The sequence below is a fragment of the Sinorhizobium prairiense genome (assembly GCF_029201645.2).
GTDB lineage: Bacteria > Pseudomonadota > Alphaproteobacteria > Rhizobiales > Rhizobiaceae > Sinorhizobium > Sinorhizobium meliloti_A.
Window position 1 is genome coordinate 635,787 of sequence record NZ_CP104132.1, and the last position, 14,278, is coordinate 650,064.

The 14,278-nt window shown below is 60.7% G+C and carries 12 protein-coding genes and 3 pseudogenes; 5 read left to right on the forward strand and 10 right to left on the reverse strand.

The genetic code is table 11. The features are described from left to right. Positions 1–352 precede the first annotated feature (352 nt). The 5 genes and pseudogenes from N0Q91_RS22665 to N0Q91_RS22685 form a co-directional block, all read left to right on the forward strand. Positions 353–504, forward strand: a pseudogene (locus N0Q91_RS22665) (P-type conjugative transfer ATPase TrbB); the annotation flags it as partial. Between the two features lie 70 nt (positions 505–574). Beyond that, positions 575–1,447, forward strand: a complete 873-nt coding sequence (locus tag N0Q91_RS22670) for a formate dehydrogenase accessory sulfurtransferase FdhD (protein WP_275598312.1) — start codon at positions 575–577, stop codon at positions 1,445–1,447. 40 nt (positions 1,448–1,487) lie between these two features. Beyond that, on the forward strand, positions 1,488–2,063 hold the full coding sequence (mobA, locus tag N0Q91_RS22675; protein WP_234841294.1) for a molybdenum cofactor guanylyltransferase MobA: 576 nt from the start codon (positions 1,488–1,490) through the stop codon (positions 2,061–2,063). Between the two features lie 82 nt (positions 2,064–2,145). Continuing rightward, a complete protein-coding gene (locus N0Q91_RS22680; RefSeq protein WP_275598694.1) occupies positions 2,146–3,423 on the forward strand; it encodes a molybdopterin-binding protein in 1,278 nt (425 codons plus the stop codon). A 170-nt stretch (positions 3,424–3,593) separates the two neighbouring features. After that, positions 3,594–4,283, forward strand: a complete 690-nt coding sequence (locus tag N0Q91_RS22685; RefSeq protein ID WP_275598313.1) for a hypothetical protein — start codon at positions 3,594–3,596, stop codon at positions 4,281–4,283. 527 nt (positions 4,284–4,810) lie between these two features. Here N0Q91_RS22685 and N0Q91_RS22690 read toward each other — a convergent pair. The 10 genes and pseudogenes from N0Q91_RS22690 to N0Q91_RS22735 all read right to left on the reverse strand — a co-directional run bounded on the left by N0Q91_RS22690 (position 4,811) and on the right by N0Q91_RS22735 (position 14,173). Beyond that, positions 4,811–5,835 (reverse strand): annotated as a pseudogene (locus N0Q91_RS22690) (formate dehydrogenase subunit gamma). 222 nt (positions 5,836–6,057) lie between these two features. After that, positions 6,058–6,654 carry a formate dehydrogenase FDH3 subunit beta gene (fdh3B, locus tag N0Q91_RS22695; RefSeq protein ID WP_018099290.1) on the reverse strand — a complete coding sequence of 199 codons (597 nt, stop codon included), beginning with the start codon at positions 6,652–6,654 and terminating at the stop codon, positions 6,058–6,060. A gap of 13 nt (positions 6,655–6,667) precedes the next feature. Next, positions 6,668–9,587 (reverse strand): annotated as a pseudogene (locus N0Q91_RS22700) (formate dehydrogenase subunit alpha). A gap of 7 nt (positions 9,588–9,594) precedes the next feature. Then, positions 9,595–9,804, reverse strand: a complete 210-nt coding sequence (locus tag N0Q91_RS22705) for a formate dehydrogenase (RefSeq protein WP_018099292.1) — start codon at positions 9,802–9,804, stop codon at positions 9,595–9,597. A 44-nt stretch (positions 9,805–9,848) separates the two neighbouring features. After that, entirely contained in the window at positions 9,849–10,607 is a 759-nt protein-coding gene (locus N0Q91_RS22710) for a TorD/DmsD family molecular chaperone (RefSeq protein ID WP_275598314.1), read from the reverse strand. Positions 10,608–10,630: 23 nt separating this feature from the next. Next, positions 10,631–11,359 (reverse strand): DUF3306 domain-containing protein, encoded by a 729-nt coding sequence (locus tag N0Q91_RS22715; protein WP_275598315.1) that lies wholly within the window; start codon positions 11,357–11,359, stop codon positions 10,631–10,633. Continuing rightward, entirely contained in the window at positions 11,352–11,870 is a 519-nt protein-coding gene (locus N0Q91_RS22720) for a DUF3305 domain-containing protein (protein ID WP_275598316.1), read from the reverse strand. The genes N0Q91_RS22715 and N0Q91_RS22720 overlap by 8 nt, the downstream gene beginning before the upstream one ends. A 10-nt stretch (positions 11,871–11,880) precedes the next feature. Next, complete coding sequence (locus N0Q91_RS22725) at positions 11,881–12,897, reverse strand: DUF6352 family protein (RefSeq protein WP_275598317.1); 1,017 nt, start codon at positions 12,895–12,897, stop codon at positions 11,881–11,883. Then, positions 12,894–13,436, reverse strand: coding sequence for a DUF6505 family protein (locus N0Q91_RS22730; RefSeq protein ID WP_275598318.1), 543 nt, complete (start codon positions 13,434–13,436; stop codon positions 12,894–12,896). The genes N0Q91_RS22725 and N0Q91_RS22730 overlap by 4 nt, the downstream gene beginning before the upstream one ends. After that, complete coding sequence (locus tag N0Q91_RS22735; RefSeq protein ID WP_275598319.1) at positions 13,427–14,173, reverse strand: biotin/lipoate--protein ligase family protein; 747 nt, start codon at positions 14,171–14,173, stop codon at positions 13,427–13,429. The genes N0Q91_RS22730 and N0Q91_RS22735 overlap by 10 nt, the downstream gene beginning before the upstream one ends. Between the last annotated feature and the right edge of the window lie 105 nt (positions 14,174–14,278).

The following is a 14,278-nucleotide window of genomic DNA, read 5'->3' on the forward strand; positions in this document are numbered from 1 at the left end:
CGGGCGTGTCCTGCTAGATGGCTTTTCGCATAATGCCGAACAGCGTTACCATCGAGATTTCTTTCAGCACCGTCCGGGCCGGAATCGGTTGACTAGGCCATTCTTTGTTGCGTTTGCGCCGCATTATTACTACGTAAAATCAATTACTTAGTCTACAGTTGTTAATGTACGCGTCTCACCGGCTGACAAGGAATATAGAGTCGCCCGCCTACTTCCTGCTCTTGGTCCTCGCCGACACCAGCACATTCAAGAAGCTCCGGCCCGCCAACTATCGCGCTCAAATCGCTGGCCACCGTAATGAAGCAGCTTAAAGGAGACGTCCGCGACAAAGCTTCGATCCCATCCTCGACTCGTGCGCAAGCTTCAAGAAGCGCTTGGCGATCAGCTCTGCGTTGCATTGGATGATCCGAGCGTCACCGAGATCATGCTGAACCCGGACGGAAAACTGTTCATTGAACGCTTGGCCACGGCGTCGCACCGGCAGGCGAGATGTCGTCGGCTGCTTGACGGACATCACCTGCTACTGCACTTTATTTACAGACCCATAACGGCAACCCTCTTTTGATGGTGACCAATGGCGGCTGACTACATCATAGGACCGAACACAGAGAATCCACGGCTGACGCGATCTGTCATGGGCGTGGACCATCTTGGCGAAAAGCTCGAACTTTCGGTTATCGAGGAGCGGCCCCTCACCATCTTCCTCAACTCGCAGGAGATCGTCACGGCTATGACGATCGGCGACTACCCGGAATACCTCGCGCTCGGGTTCCTGCGTAATCAGGGGATGCTAGATCCTGCAGAAACAGTTACCGATGTTGAATATGATGAGGAACTTGACGTGGTTGTCGTCCGGACCGAGAGCCGCACGACGTACGAAGAAAAGGTCAAGAAGAAGACCCGCACGAGTGGCTGTGCTGTAGGTACGGTGTTTGGCGATATGATGGAGGGCCTGGTGGGGCTGACCTTGCCGGCCGCGCCAATGCGGACGTCGTGGCTCTACACGCTGGCCCGCACGATCAACACTACGCCGAGCCTGTATCTTGAAGCTGGCGCGATCCATGGAACGGTGCTGTGCAAGGAGGACCGACCGCTGGTCTATATGGAAGATGTCGGTCGTCACAACGCGGTCGACAAGATCGCCGGCTGGATGCTCTTCGAGAAAGTGAGAGCTGAAGACAAGATTCTCTACACCACCGGACGGCTTACGTCCGAAATGGTTATCAAGACCGCCATGATGGGGATTCCGGTGCTCGCGTCGCGCTCAGGCTTCACAGCCTGGGGCGTGGAGATTGCGCGCCAGGTAGGGCTGACACTGATTGGACGCATGCGTGGTAAACGCTTCGTCTGTCTGACGGGAGAGGAGAGGCTGATCTGGGATGCTGATCCCGAAACCGTACCTGAGGATGAGAAACATCACCGCCGCAAAGGCGCACTAATTGACTAAAATTATGGGTGTCATACTGGCCGGAGGCCGTTCCACTCGTATGGGTGGCGGCGACAAGGGCTTGCTGCGGCTCGGCGATGTAACGCTGCTCGGTCATGTACATGCACGGCTTGCGCCGCAATGCGCGCAGCTTGCGATCAACGCCAATGGGGATCCAGCGCGCTTTTCAGACTTCGGGCTTCCTGTACTTGCCGATACGCTGCCGGATTATCTTGGGCCCCTGGCGGGTGTTCTCGCGGGCCTCGAGTGGGCGGCCGAAGAGGGCGCGGATGCGATCGTGACTGCGGCGGCCGATACGCCTTTCCTCCCCCGTGACCTAGTGGCCAGGCTCAGCGACGCGGCGGCACAGAAGAAGGTTCCAATAGCGCTGGCCGCCTCTCCGGACGAGGCGGGATCGCTGCGCCACCATCCCACCTTCGGTTTGTGGCCTGTCGGTTTGCGCGAGGACCTCCACGCCGAACTTTCAGGCGGGCTTCGCAAGATCATGCTTTGGGCCGAACGGCATGGCACCGCGACTGCGCTGTTTGCGTCGGCGCCGTTCGATCCGTTTTTCAATGTCAACACGCCGCAGGACATGGTGCGCGCCAATGCGATTCTGCACGGAGATTTGACATGACCTTCTACGACGCGGTCGACTGTGCCAGCACACGAAAGATCGGCGCCGTCGGTCTCGTTTTTCATTGGGCTTGCTGATGTCGATGACGCCTCCTCCGCTTACGCCACCACGCTTGAAGAACGATTGTTTCGCCCTGCCGCCGGGCGTCGATTGGACCCCTGTGGATACTGCGCTCGGCCTGCTACGGGCAAACCTGTCTCCTGTTGTGGATATCCAGGAACTCGACGTCGCTGATGCGCTCGGCCGCGTTTTGGCGCACCATGCAGTTGCACGTCGCTCCAATCCGCCCGCCGCCAACTCAGCCGTCGATGGATACGGTTTTGCTCATGCGGCTACCGGCGAGGGACTCCAGACGCTGCCGCTGATCGAAGGCCGTGCGGCGGCGGGTGTGCCATTTTCAGGCCCTGTGCCGGAGGGAATGGCGGTCCGCATCCTGACCGGAGCAATTCTTCCCGTAGGGGTCGACACGGTGGTTCTGGAGGAGGATACCGCCACCGATGGCCACCGCATAGCCTTCCACGGTCCGATCAAGATGCGAGCAAATACCCGTAAGGCCGGCGAGGACGTGATCGCCGGCGATGTCGCATTGCCGGCCGGGCATCGCCTGCGCCCGCCAGATCTGGCGCTGCTGTCTGCCGTTGGCGCGACAAGGGTTTCGGTTTTCCGTCCGCTGCGCTTGGGTGTGCTGTCCACCGGTGACGAGATCGCCGCGGATGCTGGCGGAGCCCTTCTGGAAGTCGGCCGCATCTATGACGCCAATCGGCCGATGCTTCTGGCAATGGCTCGGCGCTGGGACCATGTGCCTGTAGACCTTGGTCATGTCGGCGATGACCGAGCAGCACTGGCCGCCCGGCTTGACCGAGGGGCAACAGAGGCAGATGTAATCTTCACCTCCGGCGGGGCCTCGGCGGGAGACGAGGATCATGTCTCGGCGCTGTTACAGGAGGCCGGTGTGATGCAAAGCTGGCGTATCGCCGTCAAGCCGGGCCGGCCGTTGGCGCTTGGCTTGTGGAGGGGTGTTCCGGTGTTCGGCCTGCCGGGAAATCCGGTCGCGGCCTTCATCTGCGCTCTAATATTCGGCCGCCCGGCCGTCTCCGTGTTGGCCGGCGAGGGATGGGAGGAGCCAATGAGTTTCACGGTTCCGGCCGCTTTCGAAAAGAACAAGCACGCAGGCCGGCGCGAGTATCTGCGGGCGCGATTGACGCCGGAAGGTCACGCTGAGGTTTTCCGGTCGGAAGGTTCGGGGCGGGTCAGCGGGCTTTCCTGGGCCACCGGACTTGTCGAACTTGCCGATGGCGCCCGTCGGGTCGCACCGGGCGATCCCGTTCGGTTCCTTCCCTACTGCTCTTTTGGATTGTAGTCCATCAAAACGGACGAGGACAACGCTACCGCAAGGGCTCGGAGTGCCAACGATGGAACCTAAAATCGGTGCCAGCGGTTACCGTTGAACTTGCAAGTTAAGCGATGATCCCGCATGTTAAGCAGGAATTTCCATAGTCGCTGCCTGATCAACAAGACAAGGAGCTGGCGATGAGAGAAATCATTCTCGCGGGAGCGTTCGCACTCTCAACTTCGACTTGCCTGGCGCAGACTGCGACGCCACCGGCGCCCCTATCTCCCCAATCTGCCTCGCCAATAGAGGCGGCTGCCTCGCCGCCAGGCGGTCCGGCCAACCTGTGTCAGGAGATTCTTGGCTTCATGAAGGCTCCCCCTCCAGACGCGCCTCAAGCTGCCGATGCGAAGAAAACTGCCGTGACGGCCGCTCAGCAGGCAAAGCCTCCGCAGCCCGCCTCGAGCCAGCAAGGCTCGGCCGGTTTGGCTGGCACGACCACCACCGGCAAAGACGCCTCGGGGGGCGGCGGGAGTAATTCGGCGCAGGCCGTTACCGGACAGGACGGCGTCGCAACCGATGCGCCTGAGCCGGGCAAGGATCAGGCGAATGCCGGATCGGTTGCAAACGCACCGCAGAAAGAGTCACGGGCAGCGCCGCTCCCGCCCGCCGATGTGATGAGCACGCCAAAGGAATCTGTGCTGAGCATGGAAGCGGCCCAGCAACTCGCCGACGCGAACGATATCGCGGAATGCCAAAAGACGGCCCGGAAGATGAGAGTTGCCGGCGTTGCCATGCCACCGCCGCTGATTGCATTGGCAGCATTGGATATCCGGTATCAGCAGAATTCAGGCGCAGCTCAAAATCCCTCCGGGACTAGCGGCCCGTAGGAGAACGATTAGATGCCGGAATTGTGCCCAGACGAATAGCCCGTTGGCACCTGGTCGCGGCTGCATCGAGTGGCAACGGAAGCGAAGGAGTCCGCAATGGGGATAATCGTGACGGGAGTAGTCGTTGTAGGAGCGATCGCGTTTGGTACCGGCTATTATTTTACGAACGTACAGCCGGCAGAGCCTGCTTGGGAGGTTTACAGGACCGAGGGCGCCCGGGTAGGGGATCCAGGTCACAATCTCGTCGGAAAGAACTGGTCGGGTGAACCCGGCAGCGTTTCTGCGGACAACGAGGAGAAACCTTCGTAGGAGGCTCCGAGCGTCTTTTGCACAGGTGACATTCACACCCTCTGATCGAACATCCGAGCGGTCTCAAAATTTGGCTCTTTGTCCTCGGATGCCTCGCCTTTCAGCAATGCAGAACTGCTTTGCATTAGGTTCTGCCAGAGTATTTCGCGGCACAGGTGGCGCAACTCTGCAACGACGCGCGATACGCAGATCGCCGTTCGGGTGCGAATATGGCTGGTCTATTCCGCCGGCTCAGCGGCAGTATGCGGCGGTGTCCGGGCACCGGTCTTTACTTGCTGCTCTTCCACCCAGGCGCTGTGATGTTCCTTGGCCCAGTTCAGGTCCACCGAGCCAGAGCCCATTGCCTGATAGGCACCTTCCATACCGAGCGTGCCGATATAGATATGCCCAATGATCACCGCGATCATGATGAGGCCCGCGATGGCATGGACATATTGGGCCATCTGCATGCCGTTGACGTCAGTGAAGGAGAACGGAAACAGCATGAACACGCCTGAGACCGACAACGCAGCCCCCCCACCACGACAGACCAGAAGATGAGTTTCTGCCCGGTGTTGAAACGTCCCGCCGGTATATGCGTTTGGTTCGACCGGTCGAAGAATCCGCCGGCGGACTTAAGCCATCTTGCGTCATAGCGGTCCGGGAGATTGTGTCGGATCCACGTCAACAACATCAATACGACGCCGAGCATGAACGCCCAGGATACGAAATGATGCGCGTACTTGGCCCAGATCGACCAGGTCGAGAACGCCTCCGGCCCGATCAGCGGCATCAACAGGCGCTTTCCGAAGATCAAGTTCAAACCGGTGATCGCGAGGACGATGAAGGCCGTTGCGGTTGTCCAATGGAGCAGGCGTTCCAGCGCGTTGAACCGGAGAATTTTTTGACCTGATTCGCCTGCCTGTGTCCGAATACGGCCCCGGATGAGATAAAACAGCGCTATCGAGAGCAGCGTGCCGATAATGATGAACGCACCAACCCAGGGTAGAGCAGTCCGCTCGAAGGTTTGATAGTCCCGACCTTGAGGTTGTTGCAGCGTTGTGGCCTTGCGGTCGGGTATCGTGACCCGACCCTGGATCTTGCCGAGCTCATCAAGAAGCTGCTGCTCGCTCACCCCTTGCGCACCGGGGTTGTTGACCGGTGCGCGCTCCTGCGCCCCGGCGGGCGCCATCCATAGGACGAAAGCCAGTATGAATGCCGCAACCGCCGCCGAGACCAGTCGATAAAGGCTCCAGATACGCATTTGCTCCGTCCTCCCAACTTCGCTGCGACGCCAAGCAGCACCCGCTATCTCGATTTTCCCGGACCACCGTACCGAAACGGAACCCGTTTCCGGCTATCCCGATGTTCGACCGAAGCGCTGAAGCGTCCTTCCTGAGCGTGAAAGGATGATGCATGGCGCTCTATCCTTAGATTCCAGATCATCTTCTCTGCATTCAGATCACTTTATCGGCTGCAGGATGCCCTAGACGTCCACTGTCTCCCGATAGGCGGTATGCCAGCCCCATGCGCCCGAGCCATAGCCTCTCTGCGTCACACGCTCCTTGTAGATCGCGGCAATGATCACTCCGTCGCCAGCCAGCAACGATTTCGTCGAGCACATCTCCGCACAGAGTGGCAGCTTGCCTTCGGCCAGCCGGTTGGCTCCATATTTCGCATACTCGACCTCCGTCGAGTCGGCCTCCGGTCCTGCCGCACAAAACGTGCATTTGTCCATCTTGCCGCGTGAGCCGAAATTGCCGACGCGTGGATATTGCGGCGCGCCGAACGGACAGGCGTAGAAACAGTAGCCGCAGCCGATGCACAGGTCCTTGGAATGCAGCACCACGGCATCCGCAGTGGTGTAAAAACAGTCAACGGGACAAACTGCCGCGCAGGGTGCGTCCGTACAGTGCATGCAGGCCATCGAGACGGAGCGTTCGCCCGGCTTGCCGTCATTGATGGTGACGACACGCCGCCGATTGATACCCCACGGAACGTCGTGCTCGTTCTTGCAGGCGGTAACGCAGGCATTGCACTCGATACAACGTTCGGCGTCACAAAGGAATTTCATCCGTGCCATCTTCGTTCCTCCGTTACACCGCAACGATCTGGCAAAGCGTAACCTTCGGTTCCTGCATCCCCGTTACGGGATCGTAGCCGTAGGTGGTGATACTGTTGGCGCTTTCGCCGAGAACGTAAGGGTCGGTCCCTTCGGGATAATTGGCTCGCAAGTCCTCGCCCCGGAACCAGCCGCCGAAGTGGAAGGGCATGAATGCGACACCCTTGCCGACACGCTCGGTGACCAGAGCCTTTACCTTTGCCTTCACGTCGTTCTCCGCTCCGTTGACCCAGACCCAACCTCCGTCACTGATGCCGCGCTCGGCTGCATCGTCGACATTGATCTCGACAAACATGTCCTGCTGCAACTCGGCAAGCCACCGGTTCGAGCGGGTTTCCTCACCGCCACCCTCGTATTCGACGAGGCGTCCGGTCGTCAGAATGATCGGGAACGATTTCGCGGTGCCATTGTCCACAGCCGCCTTCTGCACACTGAAGCCGATATTGGGCAGGCGGAACTGCTTGGCGTCTGGATAGGTCGGATACTTGGCTACAAGATCCACCCTGGGCGTATAGATCGGCTCGCGGTGGATCGGCACCGGATCCGGCAAATTCCAGGCAAGCGCCCTGGCCTTGCCATTCCCGTAGGGGTGGCAGCCATGGCTGAGCGCCACGCGCTGGATGCCGCCAGACAGGTCGGTCGACCACGACACCTTGCCGATGTCGCCCATATCATCGCCGATCGTCTGGATGATGCCTAGTTCTTCCGGGGTGAGATCCCGATCCCAGCCGAGTTTCTGGAGCACGGCCATGGTGAACTCCGGATAGCCGTCGGTGAGTTCGGAACCTTCCGTGTAAGAACCCTCGGCAAGAAGCGTTTCGCCGTTGCGTTCCACGCCAAAGCGGGCGCGGAATGGGCTGCCCCCGTCCATGACATGCAGGCCGGTGCTGTAGAGGTTTGCAGTTCCCGGGTGACGGAGTTCCGGTTTTCCCCAGCATGGCCAGGGCAGACCGTAATAATCGCCGCCGACCTCCGGGTCGTCCTTCGGCGCGCGCAGGGTGAGCAGATCGAATTTGTGCTGGTTGCGCATATGCGCTTTGAGCCGCTCGGGCGACTGGCCACAATAGCCGGTCGACCAGCCGCCGCGGTTCATTTCACGCAGCACGTCCTCGGGTACCGGCCGATCGCCTTCGACGGCGATGTTCTTGAACATCCATTCGGCGAGGCCAAGCTTCTGTGAGAGCAGGTACAGGACCTGATAATCGTCCTTCTGCTCGAAGCTTGGGGGACGATCTGCTCGCCCCACTGGAGCGCGCGGTTGGAGGCGACCCGCGATCCCGAGGTTTCGAACTGCGTGCAAACCGGCAGGAGATAGGTGTTGTCCTTGCGCCCCGCCTGCACCGCGAGCGAGGCCCAGGTCGTAGGGTGAGGATCGGCCACGACAAGCAGCTCAAGTCCGGCAAGCCCCTTCATCGACTCGGGGATGCGCGTGATGCTGTTGCTGGCGTGGCCCTGTACGAACATCGACCGCATGATGTCGGGTTGCTCGACGTCTTCCTTTGGCAGTGAAACCGAATCGAACCATCGGGTCAACGGAATGCCGGGTGTTTCCATCAGTTCCTTGGAAGAGAACTGGCCCAACAGGTCGTCATAGGGGATCTCCCACACCCGCCCCCAATGCTTCCAGGCCCCTTCCGTCAGACCGTAGTAGAAGGGCAGGGTGACCACGTCGAGCCCGATGTCCGTCGCGCCTTGAACGTTGTCGTGGCCGCGGAAGATATTGGCGCCGGTGCCCGGCTTGCCGATGTTGCCGGTAGCGAGACACAGGATGCAGCTCGCCCGCGTATTCGCGGTCCCAACAGTGTGGTGCGTCTGGCCCATGCACCAGATGATCGTCGATGGCTTCTGGGTCGCGAACGTCTCGGCGATGCGCTTCAACTGCTCGCCGGGCACGCCGGTGATCGTTTCCACCTCGTCCGGGGTGTACTTGGCGACCTCCTTTCGAACCTCATCCATTCCGTAGACGCGTTGCGCGATAAATTCCTTGTCCTCCCAGCCATTCTCGAAAATATGCCAAAGCATGCCCCAGATCAGCGCAATGTCGGTGCCGGACCTGAAGCGGACGTATTCGGTGGCGTGGGCAGCCGTGCGCGTGAAGCGCGGGTCCATGACGATGAAATTGGCGTTGTTGAGTTCCTTTCCCTCAAGCAGATGTTGCATCGCGACCGGATGCGCCTCGGCCGGATTGCCGCCAAGAACGAGCATCGTCTTGGAATTTCTGATGTCGTTGTACGAGTTGGTCATCGCGCCGTAGCCCCAGGTGTTGGCTACGCCGGCAACCGTCGTCGAATGACAGATACGGGCCTGGTGATCCTGATTGTTGGTTCCCCACAGAGCGGCGAGCTTGCGGAAGAGATAGGTGCCCTCGTTGGAGAATTTCGCCGACCCCATCCAGTAGGTGGATTCCGGCCCCGACTTCTCGCGGATCTCGAGAAGCTTGTCGCCGATGCCGTTGATCGCATCCTCCCAGGTGGTACGCTCCCATTGGCCGTCGACGAGCTTCATCGGGTACTTCAGACGACGGTCGCTGTGCACGAGTTCACGTACGCTGGCGCCTTTGGCGCAATGCGAGCCGCGATTGAAGGGGCTGTCCCAGGAGGGTTCCTGCCCCGTCCACACGCCGTTCTGGACCTCCGCAGTTACGGTGCACCCGACAGAACAGTGGGTACAGATGCTCTTTTTGAGTTCAATCGGCACGCCCGGTTGGGGGGGCTGATCGCGGCGGCCTTTTTGACTGTGCCGAGTTGGAACGAACCGAGTGCCGCCAGGCCGCCGGCGACAAGGCCGGAGCGCCGGAGGAATGTCCGCCGGTCCAAGGGGGCCGCTGCCATGCCGCCGGTCAGGGTTTGCAGATGCGTGCGGCTTGCCTGCCGATCCTTGCGCTTCGTAAGCATGGCACCCTCACTTCTGCTCAGGATAGCGATTGACGCGATAGTAGGCCTTGACGTGGTCCGTTTCGCGGTAGCGGCCCCGCATCTCCTCTTCGCCCGGGTCGTAGGCCTCAGCATCGGTGGGACAGAGCGCCGCGGCCGCGACGACGGTCGTCGTTGCGCCGCCGAATGCCTTAAGGAAGTAGCGCCGGCCCAATGCCGTTTGTCGCTCGTCTTGCATCTTGGCATCCTCCTCCTTAGTGGGCTTGGCGCCCGGGCATGCGCCTATGCGTTTTGCCGTGCCGCCATGGCGAAGGCTTCGCTGTCGATCTCGATGAAAAGCCGACCGACCGTGCCGACCGACCGGTAGAATTTGGCGGCTTTAGCGTGTTCCAGGTCGCTGAAGAAACGCCCGGCCCACGGCTCGACGTGGCGTTTGAAGAAATCCTGCTCCTCGTCGTGGGAGACGGCAAAGTGATTGCCGGCAAAGCCGCTCATCATCTCGCATATGCTGGCCAGATGATCCTCGGGTTCGCAATTGCCCTCGGCGCGCTCGATACCGAAACGGGCCATGTCTGCCCGCAGGCGCGCAAGCGGGCGCTCGTTGAGGAAGCCGGTGAGATAATAGGATGCGTAGGGAAGGAGTTCGCCGCGTCCCACGCCAATGAACAGCTCGGAATATTCGCGACAGATCGCGTCGTGCGAATACGACGCTGCCGCTTGAGCAAGTGCGATGTGAGCACGGCCGAGCGGTGCATCGCTGTTGTCCTGCAAGCATGAAAGCCTGGCGAGCGATTCCCTGTCCGGCGGGGTGATCAATAGTGAGGCGAGGAGTGCGTATTCGTCCGCCCGGGCCTGGTCGATGTCATCGAGAACAGCTGTTCCTGCACCGAAGATTGAAGCATCCGCTCCATCTGGCTGTTCCCAGGCCTGATCTGAAAGCAAGTCGGGGTTCATCATACCATGACCGTCCTGCCTGAATGGGTTGCTCATAGTAACCCGATACCGAACGAATGCAACAGCCTGACCTTGACGCGTTACCACATAAGGTTCCGGCAATTACCGGATCAGCGTGGCATCGCTCCCCCATGACGGGGCCCGGAGTAAGCCCCGGAAAGCTGAGAAGGACGCATCTTGTCCGGCGAATGCGTGTGAGAGTTGAATTCGACCGATGCGCTCACATTGGTTGACGCCTCGAGAGCTGGTGGCTCTGTCGCGGGCGGCTCGTCGGTGGCTGGCTTTTCCGTCGCTAAATTCTCTAGATCCTCGACAGGAAGGGCCGCATCCGGCACGGCATCGGCCCGTTGTTCCTGTGGCGGAACGGCCTCCGGTTTCGTAAGGGTGTCAACGGCACGCGCCGCTTTCGACAGGAAGCCGACGACGGTTTCCTTTGCGTCGAGCGGACCAAACCCCCCCATCGAGCCTGGTTTGTTGAAGTCCCAGGCATATTCCGAAGGGCCGACGAAGTCGCGGATTCCGGGGTCCAGTGACCATGCCTTGCGTAACGCCGCATGCTTCAGCGCCAACGGAACGCCTTTCTTCAAGAAAGCCGCAACGTCACTTTCGGCAGTCAGGTCTTCGAGGTGCGGGAGGGGCTCGACCACGCCAACACCCTCAAGCTCCGCTGCTTCCGCCGCTGGCTGGTTGCGCTCAGGACAGGAGGCCACCGGATCGTTATTCTCGGCGACCTCGCCCGATGCCTGGTCCAATTCAGGGGCCGCCGGCTTTTGCTCTCGCCGCGAGGCCAGCTTGCGGCGCGACCAGCGGGCAAGATGATTGTCGCTGCCGTCACTCATCCCTTGCCGTCCTGCTTTGTGAGCCACCATGAATCCGACTTGCCATGGCTTCGGGATCTGTCCGATCACGCTTGCGTTTGACGAACGCACGCTCGACATGATGAGCTTCCACGAATGCGGCAAGGCGCTCCTGTATTTCAATCGGCATCGAAACGGCTTCGATGATGTCTGTGTTGGTTTCCGTCAGAGATTCGGCCTCAGCCGGATCCGCTGTAACCAGATGGACTACGATTCCCGGAGCTGAATCCGTGAGTCGGAGGGCGATCCAAAGGCTAGGCCGCTGTGAACGCAGGTTCTCCCGGTACATCGCCGTATCCGTTCCGAAAAATTCAATGTCGGATGTCCCTGCATAATAGCGCGTAAGCCTCGTCGTCTGTTCGAGCACCGTCCATGGTGTCGCGACCGGTGCGCCCGCCAGCGCGGCGACCGGCACCCAGGAATGATCCGCCCATGGACTATCCAGGTCTCGCCTCTCCACGATCACACCGACTTTTTCCGTTTCCCGCACCATGACTGCGCTCCTAGGTCGCTTGCGCCGTAGCGCACAACGGCAGACCGGCAATAAGATTTTGCGGCTTCATGCGGATCATTCGATCGGGCGTCATCGCCATGATCAGCCAGATCGGTTGAGCACCCACTTGGGGCCTGACCTCGCCAATGTCGGAAAAGCGGAGCCGGAACAACGCAACGATACGCTCCGCCGTTTCGGGGTCGAGGTCCTCGCCTCGCCACAGTGCATTACCGATGCGTGTCGCCTCGGCGTCAAGGCCGACGAACCATGCCCAGTTGTCGTCTTCGATCCGCTCGACCGGTTCGATCGTTACCGTGACGGCGACCAGATGGCGGATCCAGGCTTCCATTGCGTCGGCAAGGCCGCGACGCCCGGGGCTGTGGGCGCCACCCAGACGGAGCACCATGTCAAAGGCATCGCTCCTGTCAAAATAGCTATCGGCGTTCGTCTCGTCCAGGATTTCGAGTTCGGTGACGGCTGGCCCGCCGAGCATGCTCAAGAGCGGTGAAGTGTGGCGGTTCTGCTCGTGAACTTCTATTGTTTCCGCGTCGGCAAGCAGCAGCGCTCCTTCATGGAAGCTTACCCGCTGTGGGCGATAGAACAGCTCGGCGGCGCGCAACACCGCGGGCTCGGTCTCGCCGTCGAGTGCATTGCGCAGCACGACCTGCGCGAGCTGGTTCATGAACAGCGGAGGCGTGTCGGCTGCCGAACCGAGCGCCAGTTGCAGATAAGCGGCCTCAAGCGAGGGCGTGGCAAGAAGCCGGTCGCGGAAGGAGATCATGAACGCCCAGTTTTCGCGAGCATCCGGGTCGCCCATGACGGCGATCTCGTCCTGAGTGACCGGACGGCGCGGATGATGCATCAGAAGCTCATGGTGCAGACGCAATTCTACCTCACACGCCCCTTCCGGCGGAAGCAGTTCGGGGCGAGCGAGATAAGCCTTGAGGAACGCGTCGGTCACTATAAGCCGGTCTGCCTCGTCCCGATCGAGGAGATGGTGACCCGAAGATACCCAGAAATCCTTCACGTGTGCCTTCCCGCCAACGTCCGGATATCGAACTCTTCCATCCGGTCGTTTTCCTCGTCAATCTCTATAGCGTTGAAGGCCGTTGCCATATCCAGTCGACCCACCTTCGGGTGAAGGGTACGGAACGCCTCCCGGATCCCAGTCTGCTCGCTGGCGCGGTGGAGGGCAAGTATGGTGTTTGGCGGGTGATCGCAAAGCGATTGCGCAAACGCGATTTCTTCTTCGGCGGCCGGCCGCGCTGTTTCAAGATCGGGGGCGCCGCAATGCGCGACCAACTGTTCGGCCAGGCGTTCAACGGCCGCAGCGCGTTCTTCCGCCTTCACCTCCGTCACGACAACGAGGGTGGACCAGCCAAAACTTTCGATGCCCAGGAAGCCGGCTCGAAAAGCCTGGCGTTTCTTGCCGGCGAGGGTTTCGGGGTCGATGCCGAAGAAAAGGAATGTACCCGGTACCGCCCATTCGCCGGCCTCGGCGGCGCGCGAATAGACGAACGTATCGGACGGATCGAGGCGAATGGTGCGCGGCAGGTTCAAAGCCATGGCATTCCCGTTGCGGGATCGAGCCAGGAACAGGATGCAAGCGCCTGCGCCAGGCTCCGCCTCGTGAGGGAAGTCTGGCCGGGTTCGGCCTGAACCAGCAGATCCCCGTTGTCGGCGATCCGTCCATTGTGGCCTCCGGGCGACACGCGGTCCAGCCATCGCCTTGCCAACCGCGCAAAGCCGGTGTCGTGCCATTCGTCCAAGCCGACCATCAGGTGACGTGAAAAGCTGGCGATGATCTCGCCGGTATTGACGGCTTCGAAACCCACTTCGTCCAGTGCGCCGAACAGCGGCTGCAGACCCGGTTCGTGGACGCGCACGATCGTGGTGCGGATCATTGTCGAGAAGATAAGCCAGGTCGGCGTCTCGGTCTCGCCCGTTTCCGCCGGCCAGCTCAGTTGTCCGCCGCCGACCAAGACCCCGTCGACACGGATCGCGTCTGGCCAGTCGAAGGTGATGGGTCGTGACGGGGGCGCATGTGTGGCAAGCGCATCGGCCAGTGCATTCATCCCAGCATAGATGGCCAGGCGTGCATGCACGAGCGGCATTTCCGGTTCCAGCACGACGGCGAACTCTGCCAGATCGTCACGTCGTGCCCAGACCAGCGTCCCTGCTCCCCATTCGGCGGCAATGGCGCGAGCGTGTGCAAAAGCGTCGCCGGTCTCGCGCATCATGACGAGGTTGTAGGGCGGGGGCAGTTCGATGGCGTGGTCCATCACCGAAGCGTGCTGAAACATGATGCCGGTCCCATTTCTGATGACGGCGAGCCTAATGTCTTTATAATGCATCCGAAGTGGAGGCGCCACCATTGTTGGGCGGTGCCGTGATGCGGGGAGAAGAGC

Excerpts from the sequence above, each read along its gene's own strand:
- N0Q91_RS22670 (WP_275598312.1), top strand. The coding sequence starts at position 575 with ATGGCGGCTGACTACATCATAGGACCGAACACAGAGAATCCACGGCTG.
- mobA (WP_234841294.1), top strand. The coding sequence starts at position 1,488 with ATGGGTGGCGGCGACAAGGGCTTGCTGCGGCTCGGCGATGTAACGCTG.
- N0Q91_RS22680 (WP_275598694.1), top strand. The coding sequence starts at position 2,146 with ATGACGCCTCCTCCGCTTACGCCACCACGCTTGAAGAACGATTGTTTC.
- N0Q91_RS22685 (WP_275598313.1), top strand. The coding sequence starts at position 3,594 with ATGAGAGAAATCATTCTCGCGGGAGCGTTCGCACTCTCAACTTCGACT.
- fdh3B (WP_018099290.1), bottom strand. The coding sequence starts at position 6,654 with ATGGCACGGATGAAATTCCTTTGTGACGCCGAACGTTGTATCGAGTGC.
- N0Q91_RS22705 (WP_018099292.1), bottom strand. The coding sequence starts at position 9,804 with ATGCAAGACGAGCGACAAACGGCATTGGGCCGGCGCTACTTCCTTAAG.
- N0Q91_RS22715 (WP_275598315.1), bottom strand. The coding sequence starts at position 11,359 with ATGAGTGACGGCAGCGACAATCATCTTGCCCGCTGGTCGCGCCGCAAG.
- N0Q91_RS22720 (WP_275598316.1), bottom strand. The coding sequence starts at position 11,870 with ATGGTGCGGGAAACGGAAAAAGTCGGTGTGATCGTGGAGAGGCGAGAC.
- N0Q91_RS22730 (WP_275598318.1), bottom strand. The coding sequence starts at position 13,436 with ATGGCTTTGAACCTGCCGCGCACCATTCGCCTCGATCCGTCCGATACG.
- N0Q91_RS22735 (WP_275598319.1), bottom strand. The coding sequence starts at position 14,173 with ATGTTTCAGCACGCTTCGGTGATGGACCACGCCATCGAACTGCCCCCG.